At 63.5% G+C, this 18,418-nt stretch carries 20 protein-coding genes and 1 riboswitch; of the genes, 13 read left to right on the top strand and 7 right to left on the bottom strand.

Annotation, left to right across the window (positions count from 1 at the left end; translation table 11 throughout):
* Window positions 1-655 (top strand): THUMP domain-containing class I SAM-dependent RNA methyltransferase (locus A3764_RS21700; RefSeq protein WP_443069407.1); only part of this gene is annotated, 655 nt, incomplete at its 5' end.
* An 81-nt stretch (window positions 656-736) separates the two neighbouring features.
* On the opposite strand, the gene A3764_RS21695 is transcribed toward A3764_RS21700, so the two are convergent.
* The 3 genes from A3764_RS21695 to fabA are packed head-to-tail and all read right to left on the bottom strand — an operon-like array spanning window position 737 to window position 3,324.
* Window positions 737-1,528 carry an enoyl-ACP reductase FabI gene (locus A3764_RS21695; RefSeq protein ID WP_067927426.1) on the bottom strand — a complete coding sequence of 264 codons (792 nt, stop codon included), beginning with the start codon at window positions 1,526-1,528 and terminating at the stop codon, window positions 737-739.
* Between the two features lie 11 nt (window positions 1,529-1,539).
* Window positions 1,540-2,769 (bottom strand): beta-ketoacyl-ACP synthase I, encoded by a 1,230-nt coding sequence (gene fabB, locus A3764_RS21690; protein WP_067927429.1) that lies wholly within the window; start codon window positions 2,767-2,769, stop codon window positions 1,540-1,542.
* A gap of 45 nt (window positions 2,770-2,814) precedes the next feature.
* Window positions 2,815-3,324 carry a bifunctional 3-hydroxydecanoyl-ACP dehydratase/trans-2-decenoyl-ACP isomerase gene (gene fabA / locus A3764_RS21685; RefSeq protein WP_067927432.1) on the bottom strand — a complete coding sequence of 170 codons (510 nt, stop codon included), beginning with the start codon at window positions 3,322-3,324 and terminating at the stop codon, window positions 2,815-2,817.
* A 156-nt stretch (window positions 3,325-3,480) separates the two neighbouring features.
* Here fabA and irrA point away from each other — a divergent pair, with 156 nt between their 5' ends.
* Window positions 3,481-3,900: an iron response transcriptional regulator IrrA gene (gene irrA, locus A3764_RS21680; protein WP_067927466.1), complete on the top strand. Its 420-nt coding sequence runs from the start codon at window positions 3,481-3,483 to the stop codon at window positions 3,898-3,900.
* An 84-nt stretch (window positions 3,901-3,984) separates the two neighbouring features.
* Here irrA and A3764_RS21675 read toward each other — a convergent pair whose 3' ends face one another.
* Window positions 3,985-4,854 (bottom strand): hypothetical protein, encoded by an 870-nt coding sequence (locus A3764_RS21675; RefSeq protein ID WP_067927435.1) that lies wholly within the window; start codon window positions 4,852-4,854, stop codon window positions 3,985-3,987.
* A gap of 111 nt (window positions 4,855-4,965) precedes the next feature.
* On the opposite strand from A3764_RS21675, the gene miaB reads away from it, so the two are divergent.
* The 8 genes from miaB to metK all read left to right on the top strand — a co-directional run bounded on the left by miaB (window position 4,966) and on the right by metK (window position 12,867).
* Window positions 4,966-6,285: a tRNA (N6-isopentenyl adenosine(37)-C2)-methylthiotransferase MiaB gene (miaB, locus tag A3764_RS21670; protein ID WP_067927437.1), complete on the top strand. Its 1,320-nt coding sequence runs from the start codon at window positions 4,966-4,968 to the stop codon at window positions 6,283-6,285.
* Window positions 6,286-6,502: 217 nt separating this feature from the next.
* The gene (locus tag A3764_RS21665) at window positions 6,503-7,078 is read left to right on the top strand and encodes an OmpA family protein (protein WP_443069121.1); all 576 of its coding nucleotides are present in this window, start codon (window positions 6,503-6,505) and stop codon (window positions 7,076-7,078) included.
* 12 nt (window positions 7,079-7,090) lie between these two features.
* A complete protein-coding gene (locus A3764_RS21660) occupies window positions 7,091-7,414 on the top strand; it encodes a hypothetical protein (protein ID WP_201722276.1) in 324 nt (107 codons plus the stop codon).
* A gap of 169 nt (window positions 7,415-7,583) precedes the next feature.
* Complete coding sequence (locus A3764_RS21655; RefSeq protein ID WP_067927478.1) at window positions 7,584-8,576, top strand: PhoH family protein; 993 nt, start codon at window positions 7,584-7,586, stop codon at window positions 8,574-8,576.
* 76 nt (window positions 8,577-8,652) lie between these two features.
* Entirely contained in the window at window positions 8,653-9,177 is a 525-nt protein-coding gene (gene ybeY, locus A3764_RS21650; RefSeq protein ID WP_201722277.1) for an rRNA maturation RNase YbeY, read from the top strand.
* Window positions 9,178-9,191: 14 nt separating this feature from the next.
* Window positions 9,192-10,094, top strand: a complete 903-nt coding sequence (locus tag A3764_RS21645) for a hemolysin family protein (protein ID WP_067927480.1) — start codon at window positions 9,192-9,194, stop codon at window positions 10,092-10,094.
* Window positions 10,091-11,593 (top strand): apolipoprotein N-acyltransferase, encoded by a 1,503-nt coding sequence (lnt, locus tag A3764_RS21640; RefSeq protein ID WP_067927441.1) that lies wholly within the window; start codon window positions 10,091-10,093, stop codon window positions 11,591-11,593. The genes A3764_RS21645 and lnt overlap by 4 nt, the downstream gene beginning before the upstream one ends.
* Before the next feature lie 39 nt (window positions 11,594-11,632).
* Window positions 11,633-11,685, top strand: a riboswitch (SAM-SAH riboswitch).
* 3 nt (window positions 11,686-11,688) lie between these two features.
* Window positions 11,689-12,867 carry a methionine adenosyltransferase gene (gene metK, locus A3764_RS21635; protein ID WP_067927444.1) on the top strand — a complete coding sequence of 393 codons (1,179 nt, stop codon included), beginning with the start codon at window positions 11,689-11,691 and terminating at the stop codon, window positions 12,865-12,867.
* A gap of 39 nt (window positions 12,868-12,906) precedes the next feature.
* Here metK and A3764_RS21630 read toward each other — a convergent pair whose 3' ends face one another.
* On the bottom strand, window positions 12,907-13,536 hold the full coding sequence (locus tag A3764_RS21630) for a glutathione S-transferase family protein (protein ID WP_067927446.1): 630 nt from the start codon (window positions 13,534-13,536) through the stop codon (window positions 12,907-12,909).
* Window positions 13,537-13,641: 105 nt separating this feature from the next.
* Here A3764_RS21630 and trmB point away from each other — a divergent pair, with 105 nt between their 5' ends.
* Entirely contained in the window at window positions 13,642-14,343 is a 702-nt protein-coding gene (gene trmB / locus A3764_RS21625) for a tRNA (guanine(46)-N(7))-methyltransferase TrmB (RefSeq protein WP_067927449.1), read from the top strand.
* Window positions 14,344-14,404: 61 nt separating this feature from the next.
* Here the strand turns inward: trmB and A3764_RS21620 are convergent, their stop codons facing one another.
* Window positions 14,405-15,787: an NAD-dependent succinate-semialdehyde dehydrogenase gene (locus tag A3764_RS21620; RefSeq protein WP_067927453.1), complete on the bottom strand. Its 1,383-nt coding sequence runs from the start codon at window positions 15,785-15,787 to the stop codon at window positions 14,405-14,407.
* A gap of 115 nt (window positions 15,788-15,902) precedes the next feature.
* Here A3764_RS21620 and aroA point away from each other — a divergent pair, with 115 nt between their 5' ends.
* A complete protein-coding gene (gene aroA, locus A3764_RS21615) occupies window positions 15,903-17,279 on the top strand; it encodes a 3-phosphoshikimate 1-carboxyvinyltransferase (protein ID WP_067927454.1) in 1,377 nt (458 codons plus the stop codon).
* Between the two features lie 2 nt (window positions 17,280-17,281).
* Window positions 17,282-17,899, top strand: coding sequence for a (d)CMP kinase (locus A3764_RS21610; RefSeq protein WP_067952099.1), 618 nt, complete (start codon window positions 17,282-17,284; stop codon window positions 17,897-17,899).
* A gap of 11 nt (window positions 17,900-17,910) precedes the next feature.
* Here the strand turns inward: A3764_RS21610 and A3764_RS25505 are convergent.
* Window positions 17,911-18,418 (bottom strand): ZIP family metal transporter (locus tag A3764_RS25505; RefSeq protein ID WP_067952097.1); only part of this gene is annotated, 508 nt, incomplete at its 5' end.

The following is an 18,418-nucleotide window of genomic DNA, read 5'->3' as shown; positions in this document are numbered from 1 at the left end:
CTTGCACAAGCGCGGGCACAAGCAGGCTGTCGGCAAGGCCCCCCTGCGCGAAACCATGGCGGCGGCCTTTTTGCGCCAATGCGGCTACGATGGCCGCGAACCCGTGGTGGACCCCATGTGCGGATCGGGTACGATTCCCATTGAGGCGGCGGAAATTGCCGCCGGCCTCGCCCCGGGCCGAACGCGCGAATTCGCGTTTCAATCCTTTGCGTCTTTCGATGCCGAAACCTGGGAGGATATGCGTGCCGTTTCCGGGGCCTCGGTGCCCGGGGGATCCCCACGCTTTTTCGGCTCCGACCGTGACGCAGGTGCCATCCGCATGAGTGTGGCCAACGCGGAGCGCGCAGGGGTCGCCGCGCTATGCTCCTTCGCTTGTCACGGGGCGGGTGAGGTCACGCCGCCCGAAGGCCCCCCGGGTTTGGTGCTGGTCAATCCCCCCTATGGCGGCCGGATCGGCAACAAGAAGCTGCTCTATCCGCTCTACGCGACCCTTGGCCAGACGATGAAGGAAAGGTTTCGCGGCTGGCGCGTCGGGCTGGTCACCAGCGAACCCGCGCTCGCCCGGGCCACGGGCCTGCCATGGAAACCGCAGGGCCCGCCCATCGCCCATGGCGGCATGAAGGTCTGGCTCTGGCAGACCGACAAGCTCCGCTGAGCTTCTCATGATCGGAAATACTTCGGGGAGGGGGAGGGGCAGCGCCCCTCGCTCCCGCAATTCGCTGTCAGCCCGGCGGGTTCAGAGGTGCTCTTGCTGCGGCATCCCCAGTACGTGGAAACCGCCGTCCACGCGAATGATCTCCCCCGTGGTGCAGGCGCCGGCGTCCGATACCAGGTAGACGGCCGTGCCGCCGACCGCCTCCAGCGTCGCATTGGCGCGCAGGGGGGCGTTCTGGTCGGTGTGCTTGTAGGTCTTACGCGCCCCGCCGATGGCCGCGCCCGCGAGGGTCTTCATCGGCCCGGGAGAGATCGCGTTAACGCGGATACCTTCGGGGCCAAGGTCGTTCGCCAGATAGCGCGTCGCACTCTCCAGCGCGGCCTTGGCGACGCCCATGACGTTGTAGTTCGGCACCACCCGGTTGCTGCCCTGATAGGTCAGCGTGATCAGCGTGCCGCCATTTTCCTTCATCAGCGGATGGGCCCGCCGGGCGACTTCGATGAAGCTGTAGGCGGAGATGTCCATGGAGTGTTTGAAATTCGCGCGGCTGGTGTTCAGGAACCGGCCCGTCAACTCGGACTTGTCCGAAAAGGCGATAGCATGCACGACGAAATCGATGCTGGGCCAGCGGTCACCCAACTGGGCGAAGGCCGCCTCCAGTGACGCGTCGTCGGTCACATCCACGTCCACCATGAAGTCACTGCCCACGCTTTCGGCGAGCGGTTTCAGGCGGCTGCCGAAGGCTTCACCCTGATAGGTAAAGGCCAGTTCCGCCCCCGCTTCGGCCAGTGCCTTTGCGATCCCCCATGCGATGGAGCGTTCGTTGGCGACACCCATGACGAGGCCGCGTTTTCCCTTGAGCATGTCCGACATGGCGCTGCGCCTCACTCTTTGAATTTCGAAAGGATCATGGATCCGTTGGTGCCGCCAAAGCCGAAGGAATTTGTCATCACGCTGTCGAGGCCCGCGTTTTCCACCAGTTCCGTCGCGATTTCTTCCGGCTTCAGCGCAGGGTCCAGCGTTTCGACGTTGATCGAGGGGGTGATGAAGTCATGCTCCAGCATCAGAAGGCAGAAGATCGCCTCCATTGCGCCCGCGGCCCCCTGTCCATGGCCGGTCATCGACTTGGTGGAGGATACCGGCGGCGTCGTGCCGTCGCCGAAGACCCGGCGCACGGCTTCGATCTCGCCCACGTCGCCGACGGGGGTAGAGGTGCCATGGGCGTTGATATAGCTGACCTTGCGACCTTCGGGCAGGGTATCCAGCGCAAGCTGCATGGCGCGGGCACCGCCTTCGCCCGAGGGGGCGACCATGTCGTGCCCGTCCGACGTGGCAGCGAAGCCTGTCACTTCCGCATAGATTTTAGCGCCGCGCGCCTGCGCGTGTTCAAGCGATTCCAGCACCACGATGCCGCCGCCGCCGGTGATGACGAAACCGTCGCGGTTCGCATCGAAGGCGCGCGACGCCTTTTCGGGCGTGTCGTTGTACTTGCTGCTCATGGCGCCCATCGCATCGAACAGGCAGGACAGCGTCCAGTCCAGCTCTTCCCCGCCACCTGCAAACATGACGTCCTGCTTGCCCAGCATGATCTGCTCGGCGGCCGATCCGATGCAATGCAGCGACGTGGAACAGGCAGAGGTGATCGAATAATTGATGCCCTTGATCTGGTAGGCGGTGCTGAGGTTCGCACTGACTGTGGAGGACATGCATTTCGGCACGGCGAAAGGCCCGATCCGCTTGGTGGCACCCGTTTTGTCCACGGTGTCATGCGCGGTTTTCATTGCACTCGTCGATGGCCCGCCGGACCCCGCGATCAGGCCCGTGCGGGGGTTGCTGATGGTGTCCTCTTTCAGCCTGGCATCGGCGATTGCCTGCTGCATGGCGATATAGGCATAGGCCGCGCCCGGCCCCATGAAGCGCAGCGTGCGCTTGTCCACGTGGTCCGCCACATCCAGCTTGATCGTGCCTGCCACGCGGCTGCGGAACCCGTGTTCCGCCATCTCGGGGCTGGCCTCGATACCGGATTTGCCGCTTTTCAGCGCGGCAAGAACCTCTTCGGCGTTGTTTCCGATGGACGAGACAATGCCCAGCCCTGTGACGACGACGCGGCGCATGGCGCACTCCTGTTTCTCTGTTCGGGGGTCACTCTAGCGCAGCGGTCAGCTTTCCGACAACGCCACTTTCATGTCCTTGACCTGATAGATCACCTCTCCGTCGGCTTCCACGATGCCGTCGGCGACGCCCATGGTCAGCCGGCGGGTCTGGATCGCCTTGGTGAAATCGATCTTGTAGGTCAGCATCTTGCGATCGGGCCGGACCATGCCGGTCAGCTTCACCTCCCCTACGCCGAGCGCGTAGCCGCGCCCCTGCCAGCCGCGCCAGCCGAGGTTGAAGCCCGTCAACTGCCACAGCCCGTCGAGCCCGAGGCAGCCGGGCATGATCGGGTTGCCCGGGAAATGACATTCGAAAAACCACAGGTCCGGCGTGATGTCGAATTCGGCGGTGATATGTCCCTTGCCATGCGTGCCGCCATCGGCGGAAACGTCGGTGATCCGGTCCATCATCAGCATCGGCGGGGCAGGCAGCTGCGCGTTGCCGGGGCCGAAGAGTTCGCCACGGGCACAGGCGAGCAACGCCTCCTTGTCAAAGCTGGTGGGGTAATCGGCCATGAAAGCGCGTCTCCTTGGGAACTTGCGGTTCGGCGTGATCTAACATTGCGGGTGGCCGTCCCGCAAGGGCGAGTACCATAGGACAAATTCGGCATTTTCCATTGAAGATCGCTGTTTGTCCGACCTATATAGGGGGCAGAGGGCACCGGGATGCATATGACCGACGAGATGCGACAGAAAGGTGAACGCTGGCTGGCGAAGGCCGGTGTGCGTCCGACGCGGCAGCGCGCGACGCTGGCGGGCCTCCTGATCGGGGACGGCCAGCACCGTCATGTCACCGCCGAAAGCCTTTTCGATGCCGCCCGTGGTCAGGGCGACGGTGTGTCACTGGCGACGGTTTACAACACGCTGCGTACCTTCTGTGACGCGGGGCTGTTGCAGGAAGTCACGGTCGACGGTTCTAAGAGTTACTTCGATACCAATACCCATGACCACCCACATTTCTACTGGGAAGACGAAGGCCGGCTGACAGATGCCCCATCGGACGAACTGGTGATCGCGCAGGTGCCCGACGCGCCGGAAGGCGCTGAAATCGCGTCGGTAGACGTGGTCATCCGCCTGCGGCGGAAAGGCTGACTTCAGAGGTGGAAGGGGCTTTCGGAGGTGGCTATGCTTTCGAGCACGGGCACAAAACCCACTAGCACCATTCGCTACTACCCCTTAGAACCACTGGCCCGGTTCCATCAGCCCCAGATCCAACAATTGACGTGAATGCCATTCGAAGGGCGCTGAATTGTGCCATTTGAAACTCGTGATGGCTTCGGTGCTGCCGGCATTGATCTTGAGCGCCTTCGCCGTGCGGAATGAGCAGACCGCCGCGGTGATATTATGGTGCCACGGGCAGGCGTAGGTGTTATATTCTTCGTCGTTGAAAGTGTCGTCCGGGCGCAGGCGTAGCCCCGGCTTGGCGCGGAAAAGGGCGATGCGGTCGATCTTGCGCCGGGCCTGCGGCACGTGTTCCTCGTAGCGCCATTTCAGCCCGCCGAAAAAATCGAGCTGGCGCTCCTTGGGGTGGCCGTGATTGTCCGGGTCCTTCCGCGCGAGCGCATAGTAGCCTGACCGGTCCATATGCGCGGTGTCGAGCGATACGGCATCGGGATGAGCCGCCAAATCTTCCGCATAGAGGTCAATCACATAGGTCAGCATCGCATCGCGGCGTTCTTCGGTATGGAAGGCCAGCATCTCCGATACGTTGCGCGTTTCGCAAAAGGGGTGGAACAGGTATTCAGCGTTGTAGCCGTAATAGAACCATTGGCCGGGCGCGGCCTCGATCAGTTGATTGACCGCATACACGAGCGCCTCCGGGCCGGAGGTATCGTAATCCACCCGGTGCACCCCCACGGCGAGGTCGCGCGGCAGGTCGAAGGCTTCGGGCATCAGGGCAACCACGTTGACGAACCCGGCCTGCTGGTGATGTCTGAGCGTAGTGGCGACCTCCACGTCGTCTTCCACGAGGATCACCGCGTTCGGGCCCTTGGCAAGGTGCTTGGCCCCCTCCCGCACGAACTGGTCCAATGTCTTGTAGCGCATGCGCCCGCCCGTTTTTCCTTTGGCGCAACCTCGGTCAAATCGCCCTCCATTGCAAGGTGCGCCGCGCTTTGCTAGATGGCGCTCTCCCCCACATCGGACAGGGATGTTGCTATGACCGCCCCGAAGAAGCTGTTCATCAAGACCTACGGCTGCCAGATGAATGTCTATGACAGCGAACGCATGGCCGAAGCGCTGGGCGGGCAGGGCTACGTCCAGACGCAGACAGCCGCCGAGGCGGATATGATCCTGCTCAATACCTGTCACATTCGTGAAAAGGCGGCGGAGAAGGTCTATTCCGAACTGGGGCGGCTGAAGCCGCTGAAGGAAGCGAACCCGGACCTCAAGATCGGTGTCGCCGGTTGCGTGGCCCAGGCCGAAGGCGAAGAGATCATGCGCCGCCAGCCGGCTGTCGACCTCGTGGTGGGGCCGCAGTCATACCACCGTCTGCCACAGATGGAGGCGCGCCTGCGCGAAGGGCGCTCGGCGCTCGATACCGATTTTCCCGAAGAGGACAAATTCGCGCATCTTGCAAAACGTCCAAAGGCCCGGCGGGCGCCTTCGGCGTTTCTGACCGTGCAGGAAGGCTGCGACAAATTCTGCGCCTTCTGCGTCGTACCCTATACCCGCGGCGCAGAGGTGAGCCGGCCGGCGGATCGCGTCCTCGAAGAGGCGCGCGATCTGGTGGAAAGGGGCGTCCGGGAGATCACGCTGCTGGGCCAGAACGTCAATGCCTATCACGGGGCTGGCCCCGCGGGCGACATGACGCTGGCCGCGCTGATCCGGGAGCTTGACCGGATCGACGGGCTGGAGCGTATCCGCTATACCACAAGCCACCCCAATGACATGGACGACGAACTGATCGCCGCCCATGGCGAGGTGGACAAGTTGATGCCATATCTGCATCTGCCGGTGCAGTCAGGCTCGGACCGTATGCTCAAGCGCATGAACCGAAGCCATACCGCCGAAAGCTATCTGCGCCTCATCGAACGTATCCGCGCGGCCCGCCCCGATATCGTCATGTCCGGCGATTTCATCGTCGGCTTCCCGGAGGAGACCGATGCCGATTTCGACGCGACGATGGAGCTCGTCCGGCAGGTCCGCTACGGTTACGCCTATTCCTTCAAATATTCCTCCCGCCCCGGGACGCCCGCGGCCGAACGCCCGCAGGTTCCTGCAGAGGTGGCGGATGCGCGGCTTCAGAAGCTGCAGGCGCTGATCACCGGGCAACAACAGAGCATCCAGCAGGAAATGGTGGGCCGCGACCTTTCGGTGCTCGTGGAAAAGCCGGGTCGGAAGCCGGGGCAGATGGTCGGAAAGTCGGAATATCTGCACGCGGTGCATATTGAGGATGCCACAGCCGCCGTGGGCGAGGTTGTTCTTGTGAGAATCGTGGCCGCCCAGACCAACTCGTTGACTGCGCGTCAACTTTAGCCCCAGTCACTCCGCTTGGCGTGCCCGCAATTGTATTCGCCCGGGAACCGTTCCGGGGCAACATCTGGGTAATGTTTCAAAATTAAACACAAAATGGGACAATGTGTGCTTCACAGCGTCTCAAATTTTACCTAATCTGTTCGTGATACGGGGGCTGCCGCGGGCCACAACCGCGGGCAGGAACCCTTTTCGGGGGAACAGGACAAGGAAAATTGCTGTGGTGAATGCGATTACCAAAGCGGCACGCGGGCTGGCAGGGCTGGCCATGATCGCCGCCCTGGGTCTGCAGACGAGCGTTGCCAGCGCGCAGACCCCGTCCCAAGGTGGACGGGATCAGGGGATCTACCTGCCGACGATCTGGGTCGATCCGGACGGTTGCGAACATTGGGTCATGGATGACGGTGCCGAAGGTTATATGACGCCGCATACGAACCGTCAGGGCATTCCGGTCTGCCGCCGGGGCAATGTCTGCGGGGTCATGAATACGGATCAGTTCTTTGCCACGGACAGTTTCCGTATCCATCCGCAGGGCAAGGCGCGGCTGGCGGATTTCTTCCGCACCACCGGCGCGGTGTCCTACATCATCACCGGTCACACCGACAGCCGGGCATCTGACGCCTACAACATGCGCCTGTCGCTGAACCGCGCCAATTCGGTCGCGGCGGTGGCGCAGGCCACCGGCGCACGTATCGCCGACGTGCGCGGCTATGGCGAACGGATGCCTGCGGCCTCCAACGCCACGGCTCTGGGGATGGCAAAGAACCGTCGTGTCGAAATCATCTGCATTCGCTGAGGGGACTACAAAGTGATTCATACCAAGATCATCATGGTCACCACCTGCGCGCTGGGACTGTCGGCCTGCGCCGATTACGAAGGCGGGCTGGTGCGGGGATATCCGTCTGACAAGACGGTCGACCGGGGCATCGACAAAAAGCATCTGTCGCAGCTTCAGGCCGGTATCTGGGTCGATCCCAACGGCTGCGATCACTGGATCATCGACGATGGCGTCGAAGGCTACCTTTCGGCGCGGCTCGACAAGTTCGGCAAGCCGGTCTGCTCCGGCGTTGCACCGCCCACCCACACCGTCGGCGATTTCAAGGGCGGTTCCTACATCCCGGATCCGAACTAGGCTTGGCCCGGAGTGCTGGCAGCTTTCGGCCGGAGCGTTTCGCGCTCCGGCCTTTTTTGTGCGCAAGGACCCATTTCCTGTCTTCCGGGGCTGCACGCGCCCGGGGGATCACCTATATCTTTCCTTCATACCCCCTTCCAAGGAGCACCACTTGGCCACAAGCGACCTCATGACCCCTCCGGCGGCACCCGCCGAAAAGGCGATAGAATTTCCCGACAATCGGCTGCTGATCGATCTCTGCGGCGCCTATGACGCCCATCTGGCTGCGATCGAAAAGGCGCTGGAGGTGCAAATCGTACGCCGCGGCAATCACCTTTCCATCATGGGCGAGCCCGAGGCGGCCGCACAGGCGGAACAGGTGCTCAATGCGCTCTACACCCGGCTCGAAGGGGGTCGCTCCGTCGAGGCGGCGGATGTGGACAGCATGTTGCGCATGGGCCAGTCAGAGGCGGGCACCGGCGTGCGCGACGGCGACCAGCTGGAAATGCCCATCGCGGGCGGGGTGGAGATCCAGACGCGCAAGAAGCGGGTCGAGCCGCGTACAGCCGCCCAGAAAGCCTATGTGCAATCGCTCTTCGACAATGAACTGGCCTTCGGCATCGGCCCTGCAGGCACGGGCAAGACCTATCTTGCCGTGGCGGTCGGCGTTTCCATGTTCATCGGCGGACATGTGGACCGGATCATCCTGTCGCGCCCCGCGGTAGAGGCGGGCGAGAAGCTCGGCTATCTGCCGGGCGACATGAAGGACAAGGTCGATCCCTACATGCAGCCGCTCTACGACGCGCTGAATGATTTCCTGCCCGGAAAGCAACTGGCGAAGCTGCTGGAAGACAAGCGGATCGAAATCGCGCCGCTCGCCTTCATGCGGGGCCGTACGCTCAGCAACGCCTTCGTCGTGCTGGACGAGGCGCAGAACGCCACGACAATGCAGATGAAGATGTTCCTCACCCGGCTGGGGCAGGGCTCTCGCATGGTGATCACCGGGGACCGCACCCAGATCGACCTGCCGCGCGGTCAGGCATCAGGCCTCGCGGATGCCGAGCGGCTCTTGGGTGACATTCCGAGGATCGGTTTCAACTACTTCACCTCGAAGGACGTTGTGCGCCACCCGCTGGTCGCGGCCATCATCGAAGCCTACGAAGCCGATGCCGGGCACGCATGATCAGGCTGTGGTCCCTTTCTCATGATCTCAAATACTTCGGGGGTGTGGGGGCTGGCCCCCGCCCGGGCTGAACGCAATGACCGAGATCGTGATTGAAGACTCCCGCTGGGGGGCGCTGGACCTTGCAGGGCTGGTACGGGATGCCACCGCCCGGACCCTTGCCCATTTGGGCATCGAAGCGGAGGAACCCGAGCTTTCCCTGCTGGCCTGCGACGACGCGCGGATCGCCGTGCTCAACGCGGATTTCCGCGGCAAACCGGTGCCTACCAATGTGCTGTCATGGCCGGCAGAGGAACGGGGCGCGGAGATCCCGGGGGGCCGTCCCGATACCCCGCAGCCGGGGCATGACGGCAGTATCGAACTCGGCGATATTGCGCTTGCCTATGAAACTTGTCTGAAAGAAGCGCAGGCGGGCCGGTTGACCTTCGAGGCGCATGTGACACATCTGCTGGTGCACGGCGTTCTGCATCTTCTGGGGTATGACCACGAAGAGGACGCCGACGCCGTGCTCATGGAAGGGCTCGAAAGCGAAATACTTGGCAAAATGGGCATCGATGATCCATATAGATCCAATACGGCGGAACAGGACCCGCCAGAATGACCGGACAGGACCCGATGGGCGATAACGATGGATCGTCCGAAGCAGCGCAGCGCGCGCCTTCGGACATCGAAACGGACCAACAATCAGATGACGGCGGCGCACGATCAGGGGGGTTCTTCTCCCGCGTGATGGAGGCGCTGAGCCCCTCTGAGGCCGAGGAAGAGGAAATGGAGACAGGTCAGGAAGACAGCGTCTCTTTCCGAGGCATGATCAATCTGCGCCGGAAACGCGTCGATGACGTGGCCATTCCGAAGGCCGACATCACCGCGGTCCCCGTGACCTCCGACCTTGACGAGCTTGTGGCCGTCTTTCGCGAAAGTGGTCTGACGCGTCTGCCCGTCTATGACGGCACCCTCGATACGCCCGTTGGCATGGCCCACCTGAAGGATCTGGCGCTCACGCACGGTTTCAATGGTGCTGCGAACACGCCTTTCGATCTCAAGGCCCTGCTGCGCCCGCTGGTCTTCGTGCCGCCTTCGATGACCATCGGTGTGCTGCTTACCAAGATGCAGGCCGAACGGCGGCACATGGCACTGGTGATCGACGAATACGGCGGGGTCGATGGATTGGTGACGATCGAGGATCTGATCGAACAGGTCATCGGCGAGATCGAGGACGAACACGACGTCGATGAAGGCAAGTACTGGACGGTCGAAAAGCCCGGTACCTATCTGGCACTCGCCAAGACACCGCTGGAAGACTTCGAGGCGGAGATCGGCCATTCCCTGACCGACCATGACGATGTGGACGAGGAGGAGATCGACACCCTCGGGGGTCTGGTCTTCATGCTGTCCGGCCGGGTGCCCGCGCGCGGCGAAGTCGTGCTGCACCCTGATGGGCCTGAGTTCGAGGTGATCGAGGCGGACCCCCGCCGGATCAAACGCCTGCGTGTACGCACGCAGGGTCCCAACGGATGAATCTTGCCGAAAACGGAAGGTTGCAGATTCTGCTGGCGGCGATCCTCGGGGGGATCGCGGGCTTTGGGCAGGCGCCCTACGATCTGCCTATCGTGCTGCTCGCGGGGTTCACCGCCGTTCTGTTCCTCTACCCCCTCCGGCTGACGCCGGTTCGCGCTGGCCTGTTCGGCTGGGCCTTCGGAACCGGGTATTTCGTTCATGTGCTGCAATGGCTGATCTCACCTTTCATGGTGGATGCCGCCCGGCACGGGTGGATGGCCCCCTTCGCGCTGATCCTGCTTGCCGGCTTCATGGCCTCCTACTGGGGCTTGGCTTTCATGGCTGCCCGCGCCTTGTCCCGCAAAAGTGCATGGCCTTTGATCCTGTGTTTTCCGCTGGCCGAAATGGCCCGGGCCTATGCCTTTACCGGCTTTGCCTGGGGCATGCCGGCGCAGGCCTTTGTCGATACGCTGGCGGGGCAATCCATGGCATGGGCCGGGCCCTATGCGCTCAGCACCGCGGTAATGGCACTGGCCGTGGCGCTTTCTGTGCCGGGGCGGCTTTCGTGGCAGGCCCGGGCCGGGCAGGGGGCCGTCATCGCCACAGCTTTGGCGGGGACGTTCCTGCCTGCCACTTCTTCCGAACCCGTTATCGCGCCTGACCGGCCGATCGTGCGCCTTGTGCAACCCAATATCGCGCAGCGCGACAAGTGGCAGCCCGATCTGGTGGAGGTCCATTTCCGCCGCCAGATCGACTTCACCGCCGCCCCGGGGGCGGGCGGGCGTGCCCCCGATCTGGTGATCTGGTCGGAAACTGCGATACCGTGGTCACTGGAAAACGCGCAAACCGCACTGGACCAGATCGCGCTGGCTGGCGGTTCCGCCACGGTAATGCTTGGGCTTCAACGGAGCGAGGATAACCGCTTTTACAATTCCTCCGCCGTGCTGGGGCCTGACGGGACGCCGGAACAGATTTATGACAAGCACCATCTGGTGCCATACGGCGAATACATGCCCTTCGGCGATCTGCTGGCAAAGGTCGGTATCTATGGCCTCGCCGCGGGCGAAGGGTTCGGCTATTCCAAGGGCGCAGGCCCAAAGATGCTCGATTTCGGCGAGATGGGGCGGGCACTGCCGCTTATCTGCTACGAAGCGGTCTTTCCGCATGATGTGGGCGCCGCGCCCGAACGACCGGATTTCCTGATCCAGATCACCAATGACGCGTGGTTCGGCAAGGGTGCCGGGCCGCTACAGCATCTGGCGCAAGCCCGTATGCGGGCCATCGAACAGGGGCTGCCGCTGGCCCGGGCGGCCAATACCGGCGTTTCCGCCATGATCGATCCGCGCGGACGGGTGATCGAGCTCTTGCCCCTCAACGAAGCGGGCTTCCTCGACGTTCCGCTGCCTGAGCCGCTGCCGCCGACGCTCTACAGCCGCATGGGGGATCTGCCGCTGGCGCTGCTGGCCGCGCTGCTTGTTGCAGCGGCGGCGGTGCAACGGTTCCGCAGTCGCCGGAGTTAACGGTTGACCCCCCCACGGGCGGGGGATAACCAGCTTTTACGCTTGCCACAACGGCTTCCTGACGTGGCAATTAACGCATTTCAATCGGAGCACATATGTCCCGTCAGAACTACATCTTCACCTCGGAATCCGTTTCCGAGGGCCACCCGGACAAGGTCTGCGACCGGATTTCGGACGCTGTCCTCGACGCGTTTCTCGCGGAGGAACCCGAAGCCCGGGTCGCAGCGGAAACCTTCGCGACCACCAACCGCGTCGTGATCGGGGGCGAAGTGGGCCTGTCGGATCGCGCGAAGCTCAACCAGTACATGGACCGGATCGAAGGGATCGCGCGCGACTGCATCCGCGACATTGGTTATGAACAGGATGAGTTCCATCACGCGACCTGCGAGATCACCAACCTGCTGCATCCGCAATCCGCCCATATCGCGCAAGGTGTGGATGCGCGCAGCGACAAGGAAGAGGGTGCCGGCGATCAGGGCATCATGTTCGGTTTCGCCACGCAGGAAACGCCGGAACTCATGCCGGCCCCCATCCATTACGCCCATGCGATCCTGCGGCGGCTGGCAGAGGTGCGCAAGAACGGTACGGAACCGACCCTGCGGCCCGATGCCAAGAGCCAGCTTTCGGTGCGGTACGAAAACGGCAAACCCGTGGGCGTGACGTCCATCGTGCTGTCCACGCAGCACGAACATGAAAGCCAGACCAGCGCAGATATCCGTGACATCGTGGAGCCCTATATCCGCGAGGTTCTGCCCGAGGGCTGGATCGACGACGACACCGTTTGGCACGTCAATCCGACAGGCGTTTTCGTGATCGGGGGCCCGGACGGTGATGCGGGCCTCACCGGGCGCAAGATCATCGTCGACACATACGGCGGCGCGGCCCCGCACGGAGGGGGCGCGTTCTCGGGCAAGGATCCGACCAAGGTGGACCGCTCCGCGGCCTATGCGGCGCGCTACCTCGCCAAGAACGTGGTGGCCGGTGGGCTGGCGCGGAAATGTTCCATCCAGCTCAGCTATGCCATCGGGGTGAGCCAGCCGCTGTCGATCTATTGCGATACCTACGGCACCGGCGAGGACGACGCCCAGATCGAACGCGCGATCCGCAAGGTCATGGACCTGACCCCGCGCGGCATCCGCCAGCACCTGGACCTCAACCGTCCCATCTATCAGCGGACGGCGGCCTACGGTCATTTCGGGCGGGCCCCAGAAGCAGACGGCGGTTTCAGCTGGGAACGGACCGACCTCGCTGAAGCGCTTCAATCGGCCATGTGATGGACCTGAGGGCGCGCGCCTTCCAGCGCGCGCCCGGGATTACGCGCTGGCGCTCGGTCGCTCGGCGATCCGGTCGAACCACGCGCGGGTAGCCGTGTGCCCTTCGGGGATGCGCATGCGCACCACGCGGGCGAAATCGGCAAAGACATAGGCCGAGATATCGGCCCATGTGAATGTCTCTCCGGCAAGGTAGGGGGTTTCCGACAGGCGTTCTTCGAGCAGATCGAAGTAAAGGCCCACGCGTTGCAGACCCCGTTCCGCGAGGGCGGGGATCTGCTCGAAGTTTACCGGGCCAGTCAGTGCCCTGCCCTTCATGGCTGGATTGCCGTTGCGCAGGGCCTCGGCGATCGGCTGGCCGCCCCGCTGTTCCGCGAGGGCATTCCATTGCGCCACAAGGCCTTTCTGCTCGGCAGTTTCCCCCAGTAGCGCAGGGCCGGGGTGTTCCGCTTCGATATAGCTGACGATTCCGTTGTTCTCCGTCAGGGCAAGCCCCGAGTCAGTGATCAGGACCGGTACGGTGGCGCTGGGGTTCACGCTCCGGAAGGCATCTGAAAGATGCTCCCCCTTGGCCAGATCGATTTGCCGGATTTCGGGTTTCAACCCTTTTTCGGCAATGAACATGCGGGCCCTGCGGGGGCTGGGTGCCGTGGCGCAATCGTAAAATATCATCGAAGTCTCCTCTTTCGCGGCGACGATAGGACGTGCCCGCGGCGTTGAACACCCCGGCACAAGCCCGCCGTTGCGAAAGCGCCGGGTGCAGGCTAGAGACCCCCCATGACACGTCCAGAACGCCCCCGCCGCAACTTCTATGGCCGCCTGAAGGGCAAGGCCCTGAAGAAATCGCAACGTACCTATCTAGACGAGGATCTGGAGGCGCTGTCGCCCGGTCCCGTCAGTTGGGATGCGAACCCGGAGCGCGCGCCGCTCGATCTGGCCGGACTTTTCGGCCAACGCCCCGTCTGGCTTGAGGTTGGTTTCGGGGGCGGGGAACACCTTGTCCATCAGGCGCAACATAACCCTGACGTGGGGATCATCGGCTGCGAACCCTACATCAACGGGGTGGCGATGCTGCTTGGAAAGATCCGGCGGGCCGGGGTCGGAAACCTTGCCATTCACCCGGGGGACGCGCGGGACCTTTTCGACGTCTTGCCCGACGCCTCGATTGCGCGCGCCTTCCTGCTCTACCCGGACCCATGGCCCAAGACGCGGCACCATCGCAGGCGTTTCGTCACCGAGGAGCATCTCGCCCCGCTGGCGCGGGTCCTGAAGCCGGGCGCGATTTTCCGGGTGGCCACGGACATCGAGGACTACGTTCGCCAGACGTTGGAGGAAGTCCCGCGACAGGGATTTGAATGGCTCGCCGAGCGCCCGGCGGACTGGCGTGAGCCTTGGGAAGACTGGTTGCCCACCCGGTATGAGAAAAAGGCCCTGCGGGAGGGCCGCGTGCCCCATTATCTGACCTTCCGCAAGAAATGAGAGCCCGGGGGGCTGTCTGCCCCCCGGACCCCCCGAGGATTTCAGACCATTTGGAAAGCGGTCATTCGTCCATGACGAGCACGGCTTTCGTATTGGTGAACTCCAGCATCCCGAAGCCGCCGTGTTCCCGGCCGTAGCCGGAATCCTTCACACCGCCGAAGGGCATGTTGGGCGTGGCGAGGCCGAAGCCGTTGATGAAGACCATGCCGGTATCGAATTCGGTCGCAGCCAGTTCGACGGCGCGCTCGACGTTCTTGGAGATGATGCCGCCGCCCAGTCCGAACTTGCTGTCGTTGGCGATCCGCATGGCGTCTTCATCGTCTTTCGCGCGGATAAGCGATGCCACCGGACCGAACAATTCGTCGTCATAGGCGGGCTGGCCGGGCTCCACATTGCCGAGTACGGTCGCGGGATAGTAGTAGCCGTCGCCCTTGGGCAGTTCACCGCCGCAGAGAACCCGCGCGCCCTTGTCGACACTTTCCTCGACCTGTTTATGCAGGTCGTCGCGCAGATCCTTGCGGGCCATGGGGCCGATGTCGGATCCTTTCTGGGTGGGATCCCCGGCGGTGACGTTTTTCATGCCTTCGACGAACGCTCTCTGGAAATCCTCGTAGACGCTGTCGGCAACGATGAAGCGTTTGGCGGCCACGCAGGTTTCACCGTTGTTGTAGATGCGGCCCGTGACGCAGATCTTGGCCGCCTTTTCGACGTCGGCATCCGAGAGAACCAGATAGGCGTCGTTGGAGCCGAGTTCGAGGACAGTCTTCTTGAGAACCTTGCCCGCCTTCTGAGCGATGTCGCGTCCGGCGTTCGGGCTGCCTGTCAGTGTCACACCGCGGACGCGTTCATGTTCGATCACGCGGTCGGATTGATCGTGGCTGATGATGAGCGCGGAAAACAGCCCGTCAGGCAGCCCGGCGTCGCGGTAAATCTCTTCCAGCAATTGGCCAGAGCCTGCCACGTTCGAGGCATGTTTCAACAGCACGCCGTTGCCCGCCATCAGGTTCGCGATCGAATAGCGGACAACCTGATAGCAGGGGAAGTTCCAGGGCTGGATGCCATAGATCACGCCGATAGGGGCATGTACCACGCGGCCCCGTTTGCCATTCTGAATGTCCCTGTCTTCTGACGCCAGAACCTTGGGGCCCTGTTCCGCCGTGTAGTCGCAGATACCTGCGCAAAGCTCGATTTCCTGTTTCGACTGACTGAGCAGCTTGCCCATCTCGCGGGTCATCAGCTCTGCCAGTTCGTCCTTGCGGTTGCGCAATCCCTGGCCGATCGCCTTCAATACCTTGCCGCGATCCTCATGGGATTTGAGGCGCCAATCGCGGAAGGCGTCGTGACAGGCCTGGATGCGGTTTTCCAATTCAGCATCGTCCAGATAGGTATGGGTGGCGATTTTCTGGCCGTTGGTCGGGTCTATCGTATCAAACGAATTGCTCATGATGATCTCCTTAATGTTCGAAGGCCCAACACGGCGCCCCGCCGGGCCGTTCCAACCATGGACGCATGCGAAAGGCTGGGCTAAGAGGTGAGCCGGAATACGCCGAGGAGCCCTCATGTCGAACCATGGAACACCCCGCCCGATGATGTCCTCCCCCTGTGGGCCGCTGCGCGGAACGGCGCGGGTGCCGGGCGACAAGTCGATTTCCCACCGGGCGCTGATCCTCGGGGCGCTCAGCGTCGGCAAGACGGAAATTTCCGGTCTGCTCGAGGGGCAGGACGTGCTGGATACCGCCCGCGCCATGCGCGCCTTCGGGGCGGAGGTGACGGACCATGGCGGCGGGCAGTGGTCGGTCCACGGTGTTGGGGTCGGAGGGTTCGCTGAACCCGATCAGGTGATCGATTGTGGAAACTCGGGCACCGGGGTTCGGTTGATCATGGGCGCGATGGCCACGACCGGCATCACCGCCACCTTCACCGGCGATGCGAGCCTGAACGGGCGGCCTATGGCGCGGGTGACAGATCCGCTGGCAGAATTCGGCGCGCGTGCTGTCGGACGCTCCGGCGGGCGCCTGCCCATGACGGTTGTTGGCGCCGATGAACCGGTACCGGTGCGTTACAAAGTGCCGGTGCCCTCGGCGCAGGTCAAATCCGCCGTTCTGCTCGCCGGGCTCAACGCGCCGGGGCAAACCATCGTGATCGAGGCGGAGGCGACGCGGGACCACACCGAGCGCATGCTGGCGGGGTTTGGCGCGGAGATCACGGTCGAAGACACATCCGAAGGCCGCGTGATCACCCTGACTGGCCAGCCGGAGCTTCGCCCGCAGCGCATTGACGTCCCGCGCGATCCTTCCTCGGCCGCCTTTCCCGTCTGCGCGGCCCTGATTGTGCCGGGCAGCGATGTGCTGGTCCCCGGCATCGGGCTCAACCCGACACGGGCGGGGCTGTTTACCACCCTGTGCGACATGGGCGCGGACCTGACCTATGAGAACATGCGCGAAGAGGGTGGCGAACCCGTGGCCGACCTGCGCGCGAAGTACTCGCCCGAGATGCGTGGTATTGATGTGCCGCCGGAGCGCGCCGCGAGCATGATCGATGAATATCCGGTGCTGTCCGTCGTCGCCTCCTTCGCCAAGGGGACGACGATGATGCGCGGGGTCAAGGAACTGCGGGTCAAGGAAAGCGACCGGATCGCGGCGATGGCGGCGGGGTTGCGCGCCAATGGCGTTACCGTCGAAGACGGCCCCGACTGGTGGTCCGTCGAAGGGCGCGGTGCACAAGGCGTGGAAGGGGGCGCCCTGTGCAAGAGCCATCTCGATCACCGCATCGCGATGTCCCTCCTGATCCTCGGCATGGCAGCGCGCCAGCCGGTGTGCGTGGACGATGGCGGCCCGATCGCCACGTCATTTCCCGTCTTCGAGACGCTTATGCATGAACTTGGTGCCGATATCAGCGTGGTCGATGCGGCCGCTGCCGCACAGGGGGCGGCGTGACGATGCAGGGTTTTACCGTGGCAATCGATGGGCCGGCCGCTTCGGGTAAGGGGACCATTTCACGCGCGGTGGCGGCGCATTACGGTTTTGCGCATCTCGATACCGGGCTGCTTTACCGGGCTGTGGCGGCCAAGACATTGGAGGGCATGGCCGCTGAAGACGCCGCGCGCTCCCTTGTCAGAGAAGACTTGGAGCGGCTGAACCTACGCACGCCCGAAGTCGCGCAGGAAGCTAGCCGCGTTGCGGCGATCCCCGCGGTTCGTGCGGCGCTGGTGGATTTCCAGCGCAGCTTTGCCATGCGGGCAGGAGGTGCCGTGCTGGATGGTCGGGACATCGGGACCGTGATTTGCCCGCAGGCACAGGTGAAGCTTTTCGTCACGGCGAGCGCCCCGGTGCGCGCGGCCCGGCGGCACGCGGAACTGGTGGCGAGCGGGATGGATAGTCTGACGCTGGAAGAGGTCCTGAGGGATGTGGAGGCGCGGGATGCCCGCGATGAAAACCGCGCCGATTCACCGTTGAAACCCGCGGAGGACGCGATGCGACTGGACACCACCGACATGCCGATCGATGAGGCGGTTGCCGCCGCGGTTGCCCGGATCGAAGCGGTACGCCGCGGGTAACTGGGCGGGCGTCAGCCGATTTCGTGCAGTAGGAACGCCAGAGCGACGCCCACCGCGACGGCAATCCCCGTGGCATCATTGTCTTTCTCGTAAGCTGTGGGGAAGACTTCGGTCGCGAGGGAGGCGATCACGGCCCCCGCCGCGAAGGATTTGATTACCGCGAGTGCCATTTCCGCGTCGGAGGGGAGCAGGAGGTAGCCTGCGATGGCCGCTCCGCTGAGGATCGCCGCCGTGGCCGTCCAGATTCCCATCGCCTTCAATTTGCTGAATCCGTTTTCCCGCATCTGACGGGCACCGCCGGCCGCTTCGGGCAAGTTGGACAGCAGGATGGACCCGGTCAGCGCCAGAACGCCCAAGGGGCCCGACCCAATCAGGGCGACACCGAGGGCGAGGTTTTCGGGAACACCATCGAGCACGACAGCCATCAGCAGGCCGCCGCCGCTGTCTTCGCCGACGTGGCGGTCGATATACATGTCCACCAGGGTGAAAATGACGGCGCCGCTCAAAAAGCTCAGGATC

This window comes from Sulfitobacter sp. HI0129, from assembly GCF_001635395.1.
Classification (GTDB): Bacteria; Pseudomonadota; Alphaproteobacteria; order Rhodobacterales; family Rhodobacteraceae; genus Sulfitobacter.
Note: the sequence above shows the minus strand (reverse complement) of the source record. Positions and strands in the feature narration are given on the sequence as shown.